The organism is Ruegeria sp. AH7 (genome assembly GCF_056541325.1).
The window spans coordinates 14,668-34,925 of the sequence record NZ_JBQFYF010000002.1; the positions used below are offsets into that span (position 1 = coordinate 14,668).

The 20,258-nt window shown below is 58.4% G+C and carries 17 protein-coding genes; 5 read left to right on the forward strand and 12 right to left on the reverse strand.

Going from position 1 to position 20,258, the window contains the following annotated elements; translation table 11 throughout:
• The first annotated feature begins 25 nt into the window (after positions 1–25).
• Positions 26–1,168 (forward strand): alpha-D-ribose 1-methylphosphonate 5-triphosphate diphosphatase, encoded by a 1,143-nt coding sequence (locus ACR0JX_RS04580; RefSeq protein ID WP_170531257.1) that lies wholly within the window; start codon positions 26–28, stop codon positions 1,166–1,168.
• Here the strand turns inward: ACR0JX_RS04580 and ACR0JX_RS04585 are convergent, their stop codons facing one another.
• From ACR0JX_RS04585 to ACR0JX_RS04615, 7 genes are read right to left on the reverse strand one after another with little or no spacing between them, the layout of a single operon-like run.
• Positions 1,169–1,645 carry a class I SAM-dependent methyltransferase gene (locus tag ACR0JX_RS04585; RefSeq protein WP_480541810.1) on the reverse strand — a complete coding sequence of 159 codons (477 nt, stop codon included), beginning with the start codon at positions 1,643–1,645 and terminating at the stop codon, positions 1,169–1,171. It abuts the gene before it with no gap.
• Positions 1,642–2,415, reverse strand: a complete 774-nt coding sequence (locus tag ACR0JX_RS04590) for a polysaccharide deacetylase family protein (RefSeq protein ID WP_480541812.1) — start codon at positions 2,413–2,415, stop codon at positions 1,642–1,644. The genes ACR0JX_RS04585 and ACR0JX_RS04590 overlap by 4 nt, the downstream gene beginning before the upstream one ends.
• A complete protein-coding gene (locus ACR0JX_RS04595) occupies positions 2,412–3,554 on the reverse strand; it encodes a glycosyltransferase family protein (RefSeq protein ID WP_480541814.1) in 1,143 nt (380 codons plus the stop codon). Before ACR0JX_RS04595 ends, ACR0JX_RS04590 begins: the two co-directional genes overlap by 4 nt.
• Positions 3,551–4,135, reverse strand: a complete 585-nt coding sequence (locus tag ACR0JX_RS04600) for a histidine phosphatase family protein (RefSeq protein ID WP_480541816.1) — start codon at positions 4,133–4,135, stop codon at positions 3,551–3,553. Before ACR0JX_RS04600 ends, ACR0JX_RS04595 begins: the two co-directional genes overlap by 4 nt.
• Positions 4,132–5,208 (reverse strand): glycosyltransferase family 4 protein, encoded by a 1,077-nt coding sequence (locus ACR0JX_RS04605; protein ID WP_480541818.1) that lies wholly within the window; start codon positions 5,206–5,208, stop codon positions 4,132–4,134. The genes ACR0JX_RS04600 and ACR0JX_RS04605 overlap by 4 nt, the downstream gene beginning before the upstream one ends.
• Positions 5,208–6,455 (reverse strand): glycosyltransferase, encoded by a 1,248-nt coding sequence (locus ACR0JX_RS04610; RefSeq protein WP_480541820.1) that lies wholly within the window; start codon positions 6,453–6,455, stop codon positions 5,208–5,210. The genes ACR0JX_RS04605 and ACR0JX_RS04610 overlap by 1 nt, the downstream gene beginning before the upstream one ends.
• A complete protein-coding gene (locus tag ACR0JX_RS04615; RefSeq protein WP_480541822.1) occupies positions 6,452–7,666 on the reverse strand; it encodes a glycosyltransferase family protein in 1,215 nt (404 codons plus the stop codon). The genes ACR0JX_RS04610 and ACR0JX_RS04615 overlap by 4 nt, the downstream gene beginning before the upstream one ends.
• Before the next feature lie 275 nt (positions 7,667–7,941).
• On the opposite strand from ACR0JX_RS04615, the gene ACR0JX_RS04620 reads away from it, so the two are divergent.
• Complete coding sequence (locus ACR0JX_RS04620) at positions 7,942–10,305, forward strand: mechanosensitive ion channel domain-containing protein (protein WP_480541824.1); 2,364 nt, start codon at positions 7,942–7,944, stop codon at positions 10,303–10,305.
• A gap of 100 nt (positions 10,306–10,405) precedes the next feature.
• On the opposite strand, the gene ACR0JX_RS04625 is transcribed toward ACR0JX_RS04620, so the two are convergent.
• Genes ACR0JX_RS04625 through ACR0JX_RS04645 form a run of 5 tightly spaced genes read right to left on the reverse strand, consistent with a single transcriptional unit; the run spans position 10,406 to position 17,614 of the window.
• Positions 10,406–11,749: a CoA transferase gene (locus ACR0JX_RS04625; RefSeq protein ID WP_480541826.1), complete on the reverse strand. Its 1,344-nt coding sequence runs from the start codon at positions 11,747–11,749 to the stop codon at positions 10,406–10,408.
• Positions 11,746–12,900 (reverse strand): ABC transporter permease, encoded by a 1,155-nt coding sequence (locus ACR0JX_RS04630; protein ID WP_480541828.1) that lies wholly within the window; start codon positions 12,898–12,900, stop codon positions 11,746–11,748. The genes ACR0JX_RS04625 and ACR0JX_RS04630 overlap by 4 nt, the downstream gene beginning before the upstream one ends.
• A complete protein-coding gene (locus tag ACR0JX_RS04635) occupies positions 12,897–13,925 on the reverse strand; it encodes an ABC transporter permease (protein ID WP_170531235.1) in 1,029 nt (342 codons plus the stop codon). Before ACR0JX_RS04635 ends, ACR0JX_RS04630 begins: the two co-directional genes overlap by 4 nt.
• A 13-nt stretch (positions 13,926–13,938) precedes the next feature.
• Positions 13,939–15,849, reverse strand: a complete 1,911-nt coding sequence (locus tag ACR0JX_RS04640) for an ABC transporter substrate-binding protein (protein ID WP_480541831.1) — start codon at positions 15,847–15,849, stop codon at positions 13,939–13,941.
• Positions 15,842–17,614 carry an ABC transporter ATP-binding protein gene (locus ACR0JX_RS04645; protein WP_480541833.1) on the reverse strand — a complete coding sequence of 591 codons (1,773 nt, stop codon included), beginning with the start codon at positions 17,612–17,614 and terminating at the stop codon, positions 15,842–15,844. The genes ACR0JX_RS04640 and ACR0JX_RS04645 overlap by 8 nt, the downstream gene beginning before the upstream one ends.
• A gap of 233 nt (positions 17,615–17,847) precedes the next feature.
• Between ACR0JX_RS04645 and ACR0JX_RS04650 the strand changes: the two genes are divergently transcribed.
• From ACR0JX_RS04650 to ACR0JX_RS04660, 3 genes are all read left to right on the forward strand, one after another.
• Complete coding sequence (locus tag ACR0JX_RS04650) at positions 17,848–18,345, forward strand: class I SAM-dependent methyltransferase (RefSeq protein ID WP_480541835.1); 498 nt, start codon at positions 17,848–17,850, stop codon at positions 18,343–18,345.
• A gap of 61 nt (positions 18,346–18,406) precedes the next feature.
• Positions 18,407–19,555, forward strand: a complete 1,149-nt coding sequence (locus tag ACR0JX_RS04655) for an acetate/propionate family kinase (RefSeq protein ID WP_480541836.1) — start codon at positions 18,407–18,409, stop codon at positions 19,553–19,555.
• A 31-nt stretch (positions 19,556–19,586) separates the two neighbouring features.
• Positions 19,587–20,216, forward strand: coding sequence for a glutathione S-transferase family protein (locus tag ACR0JX_RS04660; protein ID WP_480541838.1), 630 nt, complete (start codon positions 19,587–19,589; stop codon positions 20,214–20,216).
• The last annotated feature ends 42 nt before the right edge of the window (positions 20,217–20,258 follow it).

Consider the following 20,258-nt stretch of genomic DNA (forward strand, 5'->3'; position numbering starts at 1 on the left):
ATAGCTCAAACAGTGTGAAGTTCAGATGACAGAAGAATTGACCCTTGCCAATGCCACGCTTGTTTTCCCGAATGAGACCGTAACCGGCAGCATTCGCATCGTTGGTGAGCATATTGCCGATATCGACACCGGGGCTGCGGTTCCGGCGGGTGCGATTGATTGCGAGGGCGACTATGTTTGCCCCGGTCTGGTCGAGCTGCACACGGATAATCTGGAGCGGCATATCCAGCCGCGTCCGAAAGTGGACTGGCCTCATGCTGCTGCGATCCTGGCTCATGACGCCGAGTTGGCCAGCACCGGGATTACCACGGTGTTCGATGCCATGCGGGTGGGGTCGATCCCATCTGGTGCGGCGCGGTATGGCAAATACGCCCGCGGTTTGTCGCAAGAACTGTGGGAGCTACGCGAACAGGACGCCCTTAAGATCAGTCACTTCCTGCATTTGCGGGCAGAGGTCTGCTCGGAAACCCTGGTCGAAGAACTGGATGAGTTTGGCCCGGAAGATCGGGTTGGGTTGGTCTCGCTGATGGATCACACGCCGGGGCAACGCCAGTTTCGGGATATCTCGAAGCTTGAGGCTTATGTGAAGGGCAAGCATGCCATGGACGATGACATGTTCCTGCAGCATGTGGCGCGACTGAAGGGGCTGCGGGATGCGTATGGTGAGAAGCATGAGGTCGAGACTGTCAAGGCCGCGCGTCGTTTTGGGGCGGTGCTGGCCAGCCATGATGACACGACCGAGGATCAGGTGAAGGTTTCTGCTGGCCACGGTATCCGCTTGGCCGAGTTTCCCACGACCGTCGAGGCGGCGCGCGCCTGCCATGATCACGACATCAAGGTGATGATGGGGGCACCGAACATCATTCGGGGCGGGTCGCATTCTGGGAACGTCGCAGCCCGGGACCTGGCCGAGTTGGGCCATCTGGACATCATGTCGTCTGACTATGTGCCATCTGCGCTGTTGCTGTCGGCAGTGCGATTGGGCGAGATGTGGGGGGATATGGCGCGCGGCCTCAAGACCGTTACGCTCACCCCAGCGCAGGCCGCAGGGCTGCAGGATCGGGGTGAGCTGCGCAAAGATGCACGCGCTGACCTGATCCGGTTCCGAATGCGTGGCAATGTACCCGCGCTCAGCGCCGTTTGGTCGCGCGGGCAGCGGGTCGCCTGATCAGGCGGTGTAAAACAGATAACGGTCCGGGGCGATGGTTTCGGGTCCTTCGATCTGGTTGAACCCGACCAGAGGTTGGCCCGAGATCAACAACCCATTGGGTTGCATGACCTGTGCGATCATCGGGCTGAGGTGCGCGGCTTCAGCCACGTCGTCTTCCTTGATCCCGCGTCCGAAATCGTAATGTGCCATGGCCATCTTGTGGCCCGAGGCTGCCAGTTTCTGCAGCATTGGCTCGGCCTCACCTTGCAAGAAATCCTGTTCGGGTGGGGTACTGTCAGGGTGGCATTGCAACAGGCGATCCATAACCCAAATGCGCCGATCCGGCATGATTTCCCGCAGGTGGTCATAGGTGCGGCCATTGCCTAGACCCATGTCCAGAACATCTCCGTCTTGGTTGGTGATCCGGGCTGCGGCCCAGTTCAGCCCGTCGCGCTGAGCGGTCAGGCGGCGCAGCATGGAATCCAATCGGCTCATATGGGGGAACTCCGTTCTGGTGTGTCGAGGGCCACCCAAGGGCGCGTGGGTCCCTCCAGCAGTTTTGTTAGCAATGCCTCGGTAAAGGTCCAAATGTCTGGGTCGTGGACCAGATGGTGGGTCAGGATGCCGAAGGGCTCTGTATTGTCGGCCTGACCCGTGCGGCGGTCTTGCAGTAGTGCGGCCATCCTTGCGATCAGAATGTCCGGTGCGACCAATCCCCGTGTGCCCCGCCAGTCAATCGGGTCCAGATGCGTGTTGATCTGTTCCAATCCAGGGGCCGCAAAGGTCGCTTTCCGCGGTGTTGCTGTCGACAATATTCGGAACCCGAGTGCAGGCAGTTGGGCGACAGCCTCATCCCCGATCCGGTTCCAGGGGGGGACAAACATGGGGCGCAACCTGTCGTGAAACAGATCCGTCAGGCGAACAAACCCGGCTTGCGCGTCGGCAATGATATCCTGTAACGGGCGATGCGCGCGAAATTCAGACTTCTTTTCTCCCGCAGGCGCATGGTTTTGGTGTGCCCAGCCATGGACGACAGGGATTAGGCTTTCGTGGCGTGCTACGAAACCCGCAAGGCTGGCATTCGCATCCCGGGGGACAACGGCCAGATGTACCGGCAATCCAACGCGTTCGGACAGCGCAGTCAGTGTCTCCAATTGCGGTGTTTGCACCGTGGCATCATCATCGCGCCACCATAGGGGCAGCGTCAGGCCTTGGGCACGCCAAAGCGCAAGCTCGTCCTCCAAGGGTTTCCAATCCGGCGTCATGTGCGCCGCCCCAACAGGTGCTTTGTGATCTCGACAGAGCGCTTTGCTCCATCGAGGCCGTCTTGCTTGGGTGCACGCCTGCCTTCCAAGATCACTTGCTCGACCCGTTCGGCAATACTATCGCCGGTCAATGCCTGACTACGCAGCACTTCTATTGCAGGCAGTTCTGACAGGCTTTGCCCGCGCAAGCCTTGTTCAACCTCTTTGCCGTCATCAAACGGGATGAGTACCGCAGGGGTGCCCGATTGCAGGATGTCCAGCGCAGTGTTGTAGCCGCACATGCTGACCGAGGCCGCTGCGTGTGGCAGCATCTGGCGAAAATCCGGGCGGACGGGTTCCAGCGACACGGGTGCCTCACCAACTAGCTGAGATAATTCTGCAATGCGCTCCTGCGCATCACGCCCGCCCACCAACAGGCGCCAGCGCCTGTTGGGTATCTTTCGCGCGGCCTCGATGGCCGCACGAAAGATCGGCTGCCCCACCGATCCGCCACCAGCGCTTACCAGGATTTCATCGGTTCCAAGCGCCTCGGGATGCGGGCGCGCCGCGGCAGGCGCAACAAAACCCGTATAGTGCAGGTGCTGGGCCAGTTGATCGGATACCGGCCAACTGACCGATAATGGGATTATGCTCTCATCCGAATGCACCAAGACACCATCGTAAAAACGACTAATGATTTCGTCGGCACGGGTCACTTTAGCCGGTTTGGATGGCGGGGCCAGAATATCCCGGACCGAGGCTAGAACCAGCGGGCGTTTCGGCAAGGCATATGCCGCCTTTAGGCCCACTTCGAACTCCGCCGCAAGGGATCGGCGGCCAAAGGGGAACAGCTCGGTGATCAGAACATCCGGTTGAAAGCTTTGTACAGCCTGAACAAGGGCCGCACTACGCGCCGACAGATAGGCAGGGTCGGCGGCCTCACCGATCTCTGTCAAAAGACGCGTAAAATCTGTTCCGTCCGAGCGTAGCGGGGGCAGGCCAAACAGTGTTATGCCGTCCGAGTTTAACTGCGGCGCGGGCATCCCGCCGGTCACGATCATCACGTCGCTGCCGTCTTCGGTAAAGGCACGGCCAAGCGTCAGCGCACGGCTCAGATGGCCCGTTCCCAACAGATGGGTGACGACAATCATCACATTCATTCGGTCACTCCGCGAGCAATCAGGCGAACGGGATCCGGTGTTGGGGTCATATCGGCCATATCAATGATATAGAGCCGATTGCGTTTGATCTTAAAGGGCGCTGGGCCTTCAAAATTCCATCCCCACGCCCGGGCCAGAATGACGCGCATGATGCCGATGTGGCAGACAGCAATAGTGTCTTGGTTCAGCTCACACAGCCAGGATTCCAATCGTGCCCAAACTTCAGCAGGGCTTTCGCCCTCGGGTGGGCGATAATCCCAACCCCAGTCCTCGATATGGCGGTACCCGCTGTCTGGGTCTGCGATCAGATCGACCCCGCGCAACCCTTCCCACCGGCCCCAGTTCATTTCGGTCAACGCGGGCGAGGTCTGAGGGGTGCGACCCGATACTAACAGCGCCGTCTCTTGCGCGCGGGCCAAAGGGCTGGACCATATCTCGGCGTCTTCCCAACCGTTTGGCAGGGCATATTCGGCCAGTTCTGAACGGGCATCGTCATCCAGTGGGATGTCACTGCGCCCCTGAATGCGTCCAGCACGGTTCCAGTGGGTGTGTCCATGGCGCAGCAGAGCCAATCGGGTCATGCCTTTACCTCCAGCATTGGGCGTATGGCTGCCCAAAACACCTCGGTCGCTTTGGGCATCAGGTGACGGGTGGCAACATGCGTGCGGGCCGCTTGGCCAAGGGCGCGCCGCCGCTTGGGATCATCCAGCAAAGGTTGAATCTGCTGCGCCAATCCTTTTGCCCCCGCCTCAGCAGCCGGGTAGTCCGCTGGGGCCAGAACGTCCCGCACACCGGGTCTGTCTTGCGCGGCGACGGGTACGCCAGCGACTTGCGCTTCCAGATAGACCATCCCATAGGCTTCGTTCACACCGGGCCACACGAATATCGAGGCCTCGCCGTAAACACGTTGGAGCGCCTCCCGATCGAGTTGGCCCAGAAAGGTGATATGGCCTTCAAACGGTGCCATCAGGTTTTCGACATCCGGGCGCGCAGGGCCATCACCCACGATGTTCAGGTGCCAATCGCCTGACAGGTGCGACAGTGCTTCGGCCAGAATCCGGTACGAGGACAGCTTATCCCCATGGCGTATCATCCCAACGGTTAGCATCGGGCCATCACAGCTACTTGCGGATGGCAGATCCGCCATCGGCAAGAATGGAGGCAGCTCAATCAGTGCCTGATCGCCATAGCGCTCGCGCTCCAGTGTGATCAGATCATTGGCCGTGTGATAGAAAATCACCTGTGCCGCATCGCAGGCTGTGTGCGCAGCTTGCGCAAATCTTGCCCACGGTCCCGTCAGGCGGCTTGAGGCGCGGGTACTTTCCAACTGCACATAAGGAATGCCAAGTGCTTGCGCGACGACCGGCCCCAACAGGTCGGGCGCCTTGTAGTAGTTGTGATAGGTCACCCAAAGGTCGATGTCTTCAGGCATGTCCGAGATCAGCCGCTGTGCTTCAACCTCAGCCGCTTGTCGCAGGGCGCGCTGCTTCGCCGCATCTCCGATCTTGTCATAGATGCGCAGATCCGAGATCAGATCAACGCGATCCCCCTGTGCCCCGATTGCCTGCATCAGGTTTCGGGCCATCTCGCGATCGCCCGAGGGTTTGGGGCTATCGGGCGATTTCATCGGAGCATAGAACGCGACCCGCGCCATCAGGCTGCATCCGCGCACAGGGTCTTAAGACGGGCCGACAAACGCGCAATTCCTGGATCCATCCGAAACTCTGCCAATAGGCGCGTATAAGCGGCTTCGGCCATTTGGGCGGTTTGGGATGGGTGCGCTGCAAGGTCACAAATCGCACTGGCCAATGCGGCAGGACCGTCGCTGGACAAGAGGCCATGAAACCCCGTTTCGATGAACTCGGGAATGGCCGAAACCGGTGTCGACAGGATCGGCAGTTTTTGCGAGGCCGCCTCCATCAAGACATTTGGCAGCCCGTCCCGGTCGCCATCTTCGGCAATCCGGCTTGGCAGAACAAACAAATCTGCCTGCCTCATGGCGGCAATCACCTCGGGCTGATCACAGGCCCCTTTCCAGGTGATGCGATCTGCGACACCGGCAGCTAAGGCCTGATCACGTAGGCTTGGCCCCAAACCGCCGCCGCCGATATGGGTCCAACGCCAGTTCAGGGTATCCGGCAGCAAGGCAAAAGCGGCGATCAGCCGGTCAAACCCTTTTTTCTCAACCAACCGGCCAACCGACATCATATGGAAGGCCGCATTGGGTTGTCGCGGTAGACGATCAGGCGGCGCAGGAAACCGGCCCAGATCCAGCCCGTGATAAATCAGATCGATCCGATCTGGCGTATCGGCCAGTCCGCGCAGATGTTTGGCACCAAATGCAGTGCACGTCGCCCCAAAGGCTGCGCCATAGGTGTCTGGGTGCAGCTTCTCGCGCTTTTCCCAGTCTGGTGACGTCCAGATATCTTTGGCGTGGGCGGCAAAGCTCCACGGTAGGCCGCGCATGATGGCGGCATAGCGCGCCACAGAAGAAGGCGTATGCATGAAATGCGCATAAAGCGCGCGCGTTGCCGCCGGAAGCTCGGTGGCCAGAACGCAGGCCTGACCGAAACGGCGAATGCGATTGTGGGTCGGGTCGCGGCGCAGATCCTTGCGCCAGATGTCATAGGCCTTGGCGTAACCGGGCAGGCGTTGGGCCTCCGCGCGCGCGGCCCAGACGCGTTGGGGTTCGTCATACAGATACTCAGGCAGGTAGTGAACCTGACCGCTAAAGCGGTCATGCAAAGGATGACGCTTGGTATCCGTGGGGTGGCGCAGCGACCAGATATCAAACTGGTGGCCTGCATCCTGAAGGGCGACCAGTTCCTGCGCGATGAATGTCTCGGATAGGCGCGGCCACCCTTTGACCAGCACCGCTAGCTTCGGAGCATTGGCATTCATCCGGTGGCTCGTTCCTTTTCCCCGGTCAGCAGGGCATCAATACGGGCTGTGACATAGTCAAGGCCATCCAGCAGGCCAGCACGGATGGTTTGCGATGGCAAAGATTGCTGCGGCAGCGCGCGGATGGCTTTGATCATCGCGTCGGGCGTCAGGCCATCGCGGGTTTCATCCAGCATGCGCACAAGCCCCAGACCTTCGGCGCGCGAGGCCCGGATCCATTGTTCTAGACGAGGAGTGGTGCGGGGCACGATAACGGCACGTTTGTCAAAGGACAGAACTTCGCAAAACGTGTTGTAGCCCCCCATGCACACAACCCCGGCCGCCCCGGCAAACAGGGTTTCGATCTGGGATTCAAAGCCAACGGCAGTGACCCGACCGTTTAGCGCAGCGACACGGGTTTCAAACTCTTCTCGCAACTCACCCGACAGGAACGGGCCGTAGACCAGAATGGCTCGGGGGGACAGATCGGGATCTTTTTCGTAGGCGGAAAGGACCAGATTGACCATGGCCTTGCCGTCACCCCCTCCGCCGGGTGTGATCAGAATATAGGGCTGTTCGGGCGGTTCACCAACCGGGCCCAGATCGCGGCGCAGATAGCCGGTGTAGTGGATACGGGATTGCGCGCTGCGGCTCAGCGGCAATCCTTTGGTTGGATCATAGATTGAGTTCAGCCCGTAAACCCAGATTTCATGATAAAACCGTTCGGTTGCGGCGATGGCCTCTTTGCGCTCCCACTCTGCAGCCAGCACCTCGGGTTCATCCAGAACATCGCGCAGACCCAGGATCAGCCGTGTGCCGCAGTTGTTTTCAAGATATTCAAGCGTGGGCAAAAGCTCACCCCGAAACCCGGTGGGTTCCTTGTCAACGATCAGGATATCGGGGTTAAACTGCTGAACTGCTGTCTGGATCAGGCCGGATCGCAGGTCGGTCACTTCATCGATCCCCATCCCGATTGTGCGCGCGGCATAAGACCCGTCGGCGCGCTTGGTGACGCCGGGTAGGCGGACATGGTCGACGCGGCGCGGGAAGGTAAACCGCCCAGCCACGGGCGATCCCGTCAGGATCAGGGCCGAGGCGGTCGGATCAGCCTGTGTGATCGCTGCAGCCAATGCGCGCGAGCGTCGCAGATGCCCCAACCCAAAAGTATCGTGGCTGTAAAACAGGATGCGCGGCGCGCGACCGGTGTTAACTGTGTTTTTGCCGAGGCTCATATTGGTGCCTGTGTTTTGGTCTTACTTATGGTCTGCGCGTTTGCACCACATACCTTACATTGTTAAGCCGCGCTTGCCAAAGGTGGAAAAGCGCCTTTGCAAATGCGCCAAACATTGTGATTTGGCAACAGCCGAATGGGTTTTGAGGAATCCTTGTCACGGTGCGCCGATCACGCAATTTAACACAAATTTGGGACCTTGGGCCAAGATGGTTTGAACTGAACCGAACGCTTTTGTAACCTTATCCGAAACTTTGGATCGGGATGTAAGACCCTATGAAACATAATGTTCTGGCTGGATTGCTTTTTGCGTTCATGACCTTTGTCTTGGTCTATCCGGTCAGCGGAACCGCGCAAACCGGGTTGATACCGGGCTATTCCTCTGGATCAAGCGAGAGTACCGACACCACCAGTGAAAGCGATTTGGCCGCTGCCATCCGCGCCGCCAGTGAGGCCGGTGCCAGCGTTATTGTCATTGACAGCGCCGGGCAGGTCGTCACGTCAACCGGTGCTGCGGCAGAGGCATCGGAAGACGCTTCGGGTAACCCAATGGCTGATGGGTCGCAGCTGATGAAAGCGCAGGAGCGGTTCTCGAAATTCCGCGATTCCGCCGCATCACGGCTGGAGGCGTTGCCGTATTCGGTGTTCGAAGTTCAGTACATCTTGCGCCAGACCAGCCCGGACGGGCGGATACAGACCTATGTCGAGGTTCTGGGCTGGAACGTTCTGTTCCTGCTGTTGGGCCGATGGCTGTCCACCGAAATCTATGGCAAGCGGTTCGCCAGACGCTGGGTGGTGGCCCGGATCAAGGAAAACCCGCAAGGCTATAAGGAAAAGATGCCGTTCTTGGTGTTCCGCTTCCTTATGGGGATAGGCGGAACCATCTTTGCGATGTTGATGGCCCTGATCGTTGGCTATCTGTTCTTTGGCGAGGCCGAAGATATTTCGATCCAGTTTACGGTGACTGCAATATTTACCGCCTTTTTCCTGGCGCGAACGGTGTCTGACTTGTGGCGGATGGTGTTATCACCCTTTCTGAGCCAGTACCGATTGCCCCCGTTTTCGGACCGGGATGCGAAGCGGCTGTATATCTGGGCCTCGCTTCTGGCGACCTATGATATCTCGGCCGTTTTATTTGCAACCTGGGTCGCGGATTTCGGGTTGAACTACAATGTCTACGCCATGGTGTATGGCGGGCTGACCATGGTCGGTGCCGTGGGCAACATCCTGATGATCCTATTCAATGCGCGTGCGATTTCTAACGCGATCCGAGGTGGACGGGCCCCGGCTCAAGTATCATGGCTCTTGAGGTTTATTTCTTTCGCCTGGGCGCCATTTCTGATCGTCTATTTGATGTTCAGCTGGTTCAAACTGGCCGTTGATCTGGTGCTGGAGAATGACAATTCAATCCCGATTGTTGCCAGTAGCTATATGATCTTCATGTCAGTTGTCGTCGCATACGGCGCGATGAACTATGTGCTGGAACGCTATTTTGATCGCAACCGGCGTATAGAAGAAAAGAATGCCATTGCAGATGCAGCGCACGAGGATGCCGACACGCCGCAAGCTGAGCAACGCAAGCATGTGATCCTTACTTATGAGGATCTGGCCCGCCGTGTGGCCGGCATTCTGGCCTTTGTAGTCGGCATCTACGCTTTGGTCGTGATCTGGAACCCCGAAGCCAGTTGGAGCGAAGACCTGCCCATCGAGCGCGCGCTGGATGTCATGGTGATCCTGTTCATCGGTTACATCCTGTTCAACTTCTTTCGCATCTGGATCGACAGCAAGATCGCCGAAGAATCCGATGACGGTACCGAGGCCGAACTTGGGGACGAAGGTGGCGAAGGCGGGCAAAGCCGTCTGGCGACTCTGCTACCACTGTTCCGTGGGGCGATCCTGGCCGTTGTCGTAGTGACGATTATCCTGATCGTACTGATGGAGTTGGGCATCAATGTTAGCCCCTTGTTCGCTGGTGCCGGTGTTGTCGGGCTGGCGGTCGGGTTTGGCTCACAAACCTTGGTGCGCGATATCTTCTCGGGTGCCTTCTTCCTGCTCGATGACGCGTTCCGCAAAGGGGAATACATCGACATTGGGGACGTGAAAGGGACGGTTGAAAAGATCTCGGTCCGGTCATTCCAGCTGAGGCACCATCTGGGGGCGCTGAACACCATCCCATTTGGTGAGATCAAAGTGCTGACCAACTATTCGCGTGATTGGGTGATCATGAAACTGCCCTTGCGCGTGACCTATGACACGGATGTCGAGAAGGTGCGGAAGCTGATCAAGAAGCTGGGACAGGAACTGTTGAGCGATCCGGTGATTGGTGAAAACTTCATTCAGCCGCTGAAGTCGCAAGGGGTGATCGAAATGCAGGATTCTGCGATGATCATCCGCGTCAAATTCATGACCAAGCCCGGTGATCAGTGGCTTGTGCGCAAGAAGGTCTACCAGGACATCCGAGAGCTGTTTGCGCGTGAAGGTATCCGCTTTGCCCATCGTGAGGTGACCGTCAGACTGGCCGATGGCAAAGAGGTCGAAGACCTGAGCCCGAAACAGCGTGAGGCGGTCACCGGCGCGGTTCAAGCTGCTATTGACGAAGATTACCTGGACGATATCGGCCCGGGTGGAGATGATCGCTAGGGTAGGCTCCTGCCCCTGTGGGATGCATCTCTGACGAGACGACCCCCAAAGCGTTGGGCCGGGCCGCGCGTTCCGCGCGGCGGTCGCGTGTTTTGATCGGCTAGGGCCAGACGGCGTCGGATGTGCCCAGTTTTGAGGCGGGCAGGTTCCAGTGCAGTTTGGTTTTGCCAACGCTCAGCGGCGATCTCAGGCGATATCCCGGCCCCCAACCCGAGGTTTCGGGCGTATTGTTATAGTCAGACTGAGAGGCGTCCTTGATGGCCTTTTCCGAATCGGATTTGCCCAGGGCTGCCAACAGCTCTGCCGTTCGGGCAAGCGACAGCTGGGCATGCATCACGGTGTTACCTCGCGCCGCTTCGGCCAGAGCGGACAGAACAGCGGCAGCCATAAGATAGCCGGTTGCGTGGTCGAGCGCCTGAACCGGCAGCGGGGTTGGTTTGTCCGCCTGCGCCCAGATCATACCGGTATGTGCGATCCCGGCGCTCATCTGTACCAGGCTGTCGAATCCGCGCCGTGCGGCCCAAGGACCTTGCCAGCCATACGCATCCAGCGTCACCTCAACCCGGTTTGGGGCCAGTTGATCTCGCTTGGCTTTATTCAGTCCCAACGCATCCAATGCACCGGGGCGATAGCCATGGACAAACACATCGGCCTCTGCCAGAAGCCCCTCCAACCGCGCAAGCCCCTCTGGTGATTTGAGGTCGAGATAGCTGCAGCGTTTGCCCAAAGAGATGTCAGGGATGACGCCAGGCTCGTCCCAATCCGGTGGGTCGATGCGCAAAACATCAGCCCCAAGTCCCGCCAGCGTGCGGGTTGAGACCGGGCCCGCCAGAACGCGCGTCAGATCCAGCACGCGCAGCCCAGCCAGCGGGCGATTGGCGTTTGCCTCTGGCCGAACCCGCAGAGAGATTTTTCTAGGACCGTGCCAACCAATCAAAGGGTCCCGCGACACGGAACGCCCCTGAGGATGGTCCAGCCATTCGGCCCGACTGCGCATGGCGGCGGCGACCCCGCCTTCGGCGACGATGACGGTTTCCAGGTCAACGATCGACCATGATTTCAATGCCTGTGCGACGGTGTCCCGGTCTGCGCGTGTGCCAATCACCTTCAAGGCTGCGGCCCGATGATGCGGCAGGTTGGTGTGCAAGCGAATCCACCCGTCTGCCGCCTGATAGTCTCCGGCGACCGCGTCCCACAGGCTTGGCATTTCCCAGCCGTCTGGTTTGAAAGAATAGCGATACCAAAGTGAGGCCAGGCGCTGATCCACAACCACCTCAGGTGCGGTTGGTGTAAGGTTCATCGCCACCATCAGGCGCGACAGTTCCTGTCCAACCGCGGCGATGCTGGCGGTTGCCAGTTCCGAGACAGCAAACGCACTGTGCAATGCACCGGGCTTTTTCGTGCGGTAGCTGCTGGCCGCGGGAAGAGAAGCCAGCAGGCTCATTGTTGATAGGGGTCGAGGCTGTCGCGCAATCCGTCACCCAGGAAGTTGAAGGCCAGAACGACGACGATAATGGGAAGCATAGGAATGGCCGTCCACGGATAAATCTCGATTGAGGCGAGGTTTTGGGCGTCATTCAGCATGACCCCCCAGCTGACCGCCGGTGCACGCAGACCCAGACCCAGGAAGCTAAGCGCCGTTTCGCCCAGAATCATGGCCGGGATCGACAAGGTGGCCGAGGCGATCAGGTGGGACATGAAGTTCGGCAGCAGGTGTTTGCGGATCACCCGACCCGAGCTGGCGCCCATCATCTCAGCCGCGCGCACATATTCTTCTTCGCGCAGTGATAGGAATTTGGCCCGCACGGATCGGGCGAGGCCGGGCCAGTCGAGGATGCCCAGGATGATCGAGATGATGAAGAAGACCGCAACAGGGCTCCAGTTCGAGGGCACGGCGGCTGACAGAGCCAGCCATAAGGGAAGTTCGGGCAGGGATCGCAGAACTTCGATAACGCGGTTGATGGTCCAGTCGATGCGCCCGCCGAAATACCCGGCCATTGAACCGAACAGAATGCCTAGGAAGAACGATACCGAGATGCCAATCAGGCCCACAGTCAGCGACAGTTGCGCGCCATAGAGGATGCGGCTGAAGATATCGCGGCCCAGTCGGTCCGAGCCCCAGAGGAACACGGTCGCTCCATCCGGTGCGCAGAACAGATGGGTGTCAGATGGAATGAACCCGGCCAGACGATATTCGGAGCCTTCGCAGAAGAACTTGATCGGTTTTGGGTCGTCAGTATCCGCAACGAACTTCCACTGGAACGTTTCCAGATCGGCTTCGGCTACAATTGGATAGACATGCGGCCCGATGAATTCGCCATCATGGAACCAGTTGATCGATTGGGGCGGGGCATAGAGATGCTCGCCATTGCGTTCGTTGGCGCCGTACGGTGCAATGAACCCCGCAAACGGCAACATAAGATAGCACAGCAACAGGAAGATGCCTGAGATCAAGCCCAGCTTGTGTGTTTTGAATTTGCGCCAGACCAGCACCCAGTTCGGGGCGTCCAGATCAGCGCGTTCTAGCTGCTGGACCGAGGCTTCGGGATCGAACGGTGCCTCGTCAACATAGCGGTTATCAGGGCGATCTGTCATGCTTCGCGCCCCTCATACCGAATGCGGGGGTCAAGCATCACCAACAGGATATCTGAGATCATCGTACCGATCAGTGTCAACAGCGCCACAAACATCAGAATGAAAGCTGACAGGAACTGATCCTGTGTCTTAAGGGCTGTCAGCAGCGTCGGACCAATCGTTTGCAGACCCAACACAACGGACACCAGAACCGAACCCGACACCATCGAGGGCAGCAGGTTGCCAATATCGGCCACGAAGGGATTGAACGCAACGCGCAGAGGGTATTTTGTCAGCATCCGCGATGGCGCCATTCCCTTGGCAATCGCGGTTTCAACATAGGGCTTGCCTAGCTCGTCCAACATGTTCGCACGCAAACGCTGCATCATCGCCGAGGCGCCGGAGGTGCCAATCACAAAGGTGGGCACGATCAGATGTACTAGGATCGATTTCAGCTTGTCCCAACTCATTGGCTCACCTTCGAATTTGGGATCCATTAGTCCGCCGATGGGCAGGTTGAAATATTGATGGCCGTAGTAGAAGAGGATTAGCGCCAGCAAGAAGTTTGGTGTGGCCAGCCCCAGGTAACCGACAAAGGCCGAAGTATAGTCGATCCACGTCCGCGATCGTGCTGCGGCGATCACGCCCAGGGGCAGGGCGACGGCGTAAACAAATAGGATAGCGGCCAGGTTCACAACAACGGTCAGCCAAAGCGTATCACCCACGATCTCGGACACGGGGCGGTCGAACTCGAAGGACCAACCCCAGTTGCCCTGTATCATGCCAGAGAACCCGTGCGGGCCGGGCCAGAAGCCCATCCAGATCAGATATTGTTCCCACATCGGCCGATCCAGCGCATATTCGGTGCGCAAAAACTCGGCCTTTGCCACACCTGCTGACTGACCTGAGGCCTGAAGTTCAGCGATTTGATTGCTCAGATAGTCGCCCGGCGGCAGGTTGATAATGACGAAAATCAGAACCGAGACCACCAACAGGGTCAGCAGCATCGTAAAGAAGCGATAGACCGCATAGCGCAGCATGATCATTTAGCTGCTCCTGTCAGTCGACCAAAAAGAATTCATCTGGGCGGTGGACGCCAAAATGCGCGCCGGGCTCCCACGCCCACATGGCCTGTTCCGGGACGTTGCGTAGACGGTTCGATACGACGATAGGCTGTGGGGCGCCGTTCAGGATGCCGATGCCATAAAGCTGATCGGCGTGGATTTTCAACATCTCTGCCCAAACTGCCGTGCGCTCCTCATCCGTGGTGGCGACCTCCCAATCATGGTTCAGATTCATGAGCCGCTCGGCCTCGGGCATATCGGGGGCTTCGCCAACCTCACCACCTGTCTGGTAGAATTGGCCCCATTTGGGCCAGGCGAGGAAGACCTGATCGGTCGGGGCCAGATAGGCCGGAGAGGTATGTGCCTGTGGCAGCCCGTCATCCCACCCAAACCAGACTGAAGCCATTGTATTGCCTGCAAAAACACGGTTCCGCAAGATGTCACGATCAAGCGGGCGCATCACCAGTTTGACCCCGATCTCGCGCCATGTATCGGTTACGATCTGCAGCGCATTCTCAACTTCTTGCCGTTCACCTGCGGTTTCGATGATCAGTTCCATCGGGCGGCCATCCGGCAATAGACGGGTGCCAGAGCCGTCGCGTTGGTCCAGCCCGGCCTCATCCAGCAGCGCATTGGCCATATCGACATCGAATGCGGCCCAGGCTTTGGCATCTTCCTCGTTGTAAAAGGGCGAGGCAGGCAGGACGGACATCGCCATTGGCTTCGCCAGTTTGAAGTAGAGCGCCTGATTGATGGTTTTACGATCTATCGCCAGCGAAAGTGCACGGCGCACCCGGACATCGCGCAGCACATTCCGCCAGACCTCATCGGCATAGTTCAGGTTGGGGTAGATTGCGATTTGCGAGGCGACACCGGTTTTCCACAGCAGGGTTTTGTAGTCGCCGACCTCTTCCCCCTTTTTCAGGATCGATGCATCCCGGAAGGCCAAGCCGCGACCCTGTAGATCGCTCTCGCCCGCGTTGGTTTTTGCGGCGACCAGACCGGGGGCGACGATCTCCATCGCGACGATGTCAATATAGGGCAGTTGGACGCCATTTGAGTCAATGCGGTGATAGTAGGGGTTGCGGACAAAGTTGTGGCGGATTTTCTTGCCAGAACTTGCATTCAACCAAGGCTGCAACGTGGGCAGTTCGTGATTGTCGAATTTATAAAGGTTATCCAGCTTGTTGTGCAGCGCCGCCCAGCTTTTGACCCGGGCGTCGTCGACTAAAAAGGCAAGCTCTTCAGGGTCTGCGTACTTCTCGTGATAGGGTTTCAAGAATGCTGAAGGCCGATAGATGAATGGCGGGCGGGCCTGAGCCAGCGATTGCAGGAAATCCGGATTGGGATCCGGCCATTCAAAGATCACCGTGGTTTCATCCGGGAAAGAAACTGTGGGCGCGTTGCCTTCGACAATCAGGAAATCTGGCGGGCCGGACGGGCTGAGCAAAGGGTTGTTTGCTACATCTTCCCACCAATATTGAAAATCCTCGGACGTGAACGCCGACCCGTCAGACCATTTGTGACCTTCCCGCAGCTTCAGGGTAAACTTGCGGTTGCCTTCGTTTTCAAACGAGGCCAGCAGATCAGGGACAATGTTGTAGTTCTCGTCAAACCCGACCAGTCGCGCATAGCCATAGACGACCATCTGACGGATATCCTTGGACCGGGTCACCATGGTGCGCAAGGTGCCGCCCTGGGTTCCGAATTCCCGGCCTTTCGCGGCCAGATCAACGATCAGCGGTTCCTTAGGCAGGCGCTCGGCTATGGGCGGCAGATCGCCGGAATTGACCTCGTTTGACCAGAACTCACTCTCTTGCAAGGTCGGAAGTTCGGCGCTCGCGGCAAAGGGCAAAGAAAAGGCCAACGATGCCGCAAGGATCAGATGGCGAGTGGTCTTATACATGGCAACGTACCTTATGGCCCGGCTCCAATTCCACAAGTGAAGGTATCACGGTGTCAGAGAAACGAAAGGCTTCATCCCAACTGTCCGGCGCGCCGGCACCCAATGAGACCATTTGCAAGTCAATCGGGCGGTTGATGTCGGGTTCTGGTTGGGCGGCAATCAACGCCTTTGTGTAGGGATGGCGCGGATTGTAGAAAAGGGTTTCGGGCGGGGCTTGTTCCACGACCAACCCCCGGCGCATTACGGCGACCTCATCGGCGATGCGGGCCACAACGGCAAGGTCATGAGAGATAAAGAAATACGACAGGTTCAGACTGTCCTGCAAATTCTCCAAAAGGGTCAGGATCTGTTCCTGTACCGAAACATCCAAAGCCGAGGTCGGTTCGTCACAGACGATCAGTTGCGGGTCCAGCATCATGGCGCGCGCAATGGACAGGCGCTGCCTTTGCCCGCCGGAGAACGCATGCGGGTAGCGTTTCAGCATATCCCCGTTCAGCCCCACGCGCTGCAACATCTCGGCGGCCTTGTCGCGTTGTTCCGATGTCGACCCGATCCGGTGAATTTCCAGCGGTTCGGTCATCGCATCCTGAATGCGCATACGCGGGCTGAGCGAGCTATAGGGGTCTTGAAATACCATCTGCGCCTTGCGTTGAAACGCGGTGCGCTGGGCGCGGGTCATCTGATGTACGGGGATCGGGTCATCTCGTGCGGAGGTTTTGAACAGAACTTCCCCACCGGCGTCAGGTAGCTCTGCCCCCAGGGCGATCCGGGCTGCCGTGGTCTTGCCCGACCCGCTTTCACCGACAATGGCCAGCGTTTTGCCGCGGCCAAGGTTCAGGTCGACGCCACGACAGGCGTGGATTTCCTTGTCGGCCTGCCAGCCTTTGCTGGCCCGCATCGTATAGGTCTTTGAAACGCCTTTCATCTGCAGGATCAGGTCTTCATCCGGCATTGGCACCCCGACAGCATCGTTATCGGGGATCGCGGGGGCGGCATCGAATAACTGCTTGGTATAAGGATGCGCCGGAGCGGTGAGGATCGGCGCGGCGGGGCCTGCCTCCATCACACGGCCCTTGTGCATCACCACCACGTGTTCGGCCATGTTCGCCACAACGCCAAGGTCATGGGTTACAAGGATCAGCGCCATGCCGGTTTCGCGCTGAAGCTCTTTGATCAGGCCAAGAACCTGTGCTTGAGTGGTCACGTCCAACGCTGTGGTCGGTTCGTCAGCGATCAACAGATCGGGTTTAGATACCATTGCCATGGCGATCATTGCACGCTGACGCATGCCGCCAGACAGTTCGAACGGATAGGAATCGTAGGCGCGCTGCGGGTCTGGGAAGCCAACGCGTTCGAACTGACTCAATACCTCTTTGCGGGCCTGTGCCTCGGACGCGCCGCGATGAAGCCAGAGAACCTCGCTCACCTGATTGCCGATCTTGTGCAGCGGCGAAAGCGAGCGCATCGGTTCCTGAAAAATCATCGATACCCGGTTGCCGCGAATGCCACGCATTTCGCGCTCGCTGATCTGTGTCAGTTCGGCGGTACCTTTGGAGTCGTTAAGAGTGATTGATCCGCTGCGGATTTGCGCGGTTCGGGGCAGAATGCGCAAGGCGGCGCGGCATGAGATGGTTTTGCCAGACCCGGACTCGCCGACCAGCGCCAGGGTCTGTCCGGCATGGACATCAAAATTCACATCTTTGACAACAGATTCACCTGCGCCAAAACCGATGCTCAGGTTTTTGACGGACAACAAAGCATTCATTCGGGTTTTCCACCCGGTTGGCCGCATGTTTGCATCGGCTTTATCAACTCCCCGTGATTTTTTCGACAGTCTCGCGCGGTTCTGCCCGTATAGTCAAACCCGTTCTTGTGCTGAAATGTCGCGGAAATGTGAAACTTGGGGTCTGGCGACTACACAAACACTTGAGCTTTTGTCATCAAAGCCCAATTCGACCGCCCTTATGTTGGCAGTAGGTATCAAGGAGAGATTTCCCAGTGTCCGAGAATCAAAGCCGACTTGATCTGTTCATCGACCGCATGGTGTCCCAGCGGGCCTGCCTGGATTTTGCCATCGCGCAGACCCAAGATATGGGTGGGCCGGTCTTTGAACTTGGGCTGGGGAATGGCAGGACCTATCACCACATGATCCAATATGTCACCAAGCGCCCGGTCTATGTGTTCGAACGCGCGGTCGCTTCGCATCCGGATTCGACACCGCCCGAGGATCGAGTGATTTTGGGCGATGTCCGCGAGACACTTCCCGCTTCTCTGGATCGGTTCGGTGCGACAGCCAGCCTGATCCATGCTGATCTGGGCGGGCACAACCGAGAAAAGAATGACGCCTTCGCACGGTTTGTCTCACCCTTGATCGAGCCGCTTTTGGCCGAAGGTGGCCTAATGGTGTCGAGCGACCGGATGTATTTTGAAACCCTTACCGAGCTCCCCTTACCCCAAGGCGCGGTTCCGGGGCGGTGCTTTATCTATCAGCGCTAGGTTTGATAAGCCTGGAGGTAGCGTCGGCACGGCGGCAACCAAAGCAAACAGGAGGGACGTCATGCAGGCAATCCTGACACTGAACGCGGGAAGTTCGACCATCAAGTTCAGCGTATACCGGGCCGCGTCTGAACCCGAACTGTTGTGGCAGGGGCAGGTCGAAAACCTTGGCCCAGTCGCGCAGCTGGAGTTGCAAGGCGATGGGCCGGTTCAGGTCATTGAGATCGGCCCAGCCGACCATGCGGCGGCCGTAGAGGCAATTTTACAATCTGTCGAGCCTTTGTTGGACACGCACCATATTGTTGGGGTGGGTCACCGTATCGTGCATGGCGGGCAAACATTTGATGGTCCTGTTGTTCTGAATGATCATGTCCTTACGCAGTTAGAGGCTCTTTCGCCGCTGGCTCCACTGCATCAACCCCACAATCTGGCCGCCATTCGCGCTGCACAGGCCGCCTTTCCGGATGCGGTGCAGGTGGGGTGTTTTGATACTTCGTTCCACACAGGCCATGCGTTTGTGAACGATACCTTCGCCCTCCCGCGGCGGTTCTACGAAAAAGGCGTGCGGCGCTATGGGTTCCACGGGCTGTCCTATGACTACATCACCGGCAAGTTGCAGCAGGACTACCCCGATTTAGCGGCGGGTCGCGTTGTCATTGCGCATCTGGGCAATGGTGCGTCGATGTGTGCCGTGACCAACGGCGCAAGCGTCGGATCGACCATGGGGTTCTCTGCGCTGGATGGATTGCCGATGGGAACGCGCTGCGGTCAGCTTGATCCCGGTGTCTTGCTGTATCTGATGCAGCAGGGGCATGGGGTCGAGGCGATCACCCATATCTTGTACAAAAAGAGCGGCCTGCTGGGCTTGAGCGGGATCAGCCACGACATGCGTACCTTGCTGGCCAGTGACGACCCGCATGCCCGCGAGGCAATTGACTACTACGTTTTCCGCATCCGCCGCGAGCTGGGGGCAATGGCCGCCATTCTGGGTGGTCTTGATGCCGTGGTCTTTTGTGGCGGTATTGGAGAAAACGCGGCCCCAATTCGGCAACGTGTGCTGCAGGGGATGGAGTTTCTGAACATCCACCTGAATGTTCAGGCCAATGACACCAATTCCAAGGTCATATCAGACAAGGGTATTCCGGTGTTGGTGATCCCGACGGATGAAGAGCGCGTCATCGCGCGCGCCGTGTCCCAGGCACTGGATTGAATTGTCGCCCCTAAATGAGAGGAAATTCGAGATGATCTTCTACGACTGCTCGACCGCCCCGAACCCGCGCCGAGCCAGAATGTTCATCGCGGAAAAAGGGCTGGAGATCGAAACGCGCGAGGTTTCGATTGCCAAGAACGAGCAGTTGGATGACGCGTTTCTGGCCGTAAACCCTCGGGCGACAATCCCGGTTCTGGTCACAGATGAAGGCGCAGTTCTGACCGAAAACCTGGGGATCGCGGCCTATCTTGAGGCTCGCTTTCCCAAACCACCCCTACTCGGGCGCAAACCAGATGAGAAGGGGCAGGTTTTGATGTGGAATGCCATCGTTGAACAACAGGGCGGTATGCCGATCGCAGAGGTTCTGCGCAATACGCACCCGGCGTTCAAGGACCGGGCCATCCCCGGACCGACAAACCATCCTCAGATCTCAGCATTGGCCGAACGAGGCAGAACGCGCCTATCCGATTTTTTCACATTGCTTGAGGCGCGATTGCAGGCCAGCCGCTTTATCGCGGGGGATATGTTCAGTTTGGCGGATATCAGCACGTTTGTGTTTTTGGATTTTGCCCGCGTCATCAAAACACGCATCCCCGAAGGCAACAGCGCAACCCTAGCCTGGTTTCAAAGCGTTCAATCCCGACCCAGCGCAAGCCTGTAATTTCTGCGCCCAACCTTGCGCCTTCCTTCGGTGATCTGCACT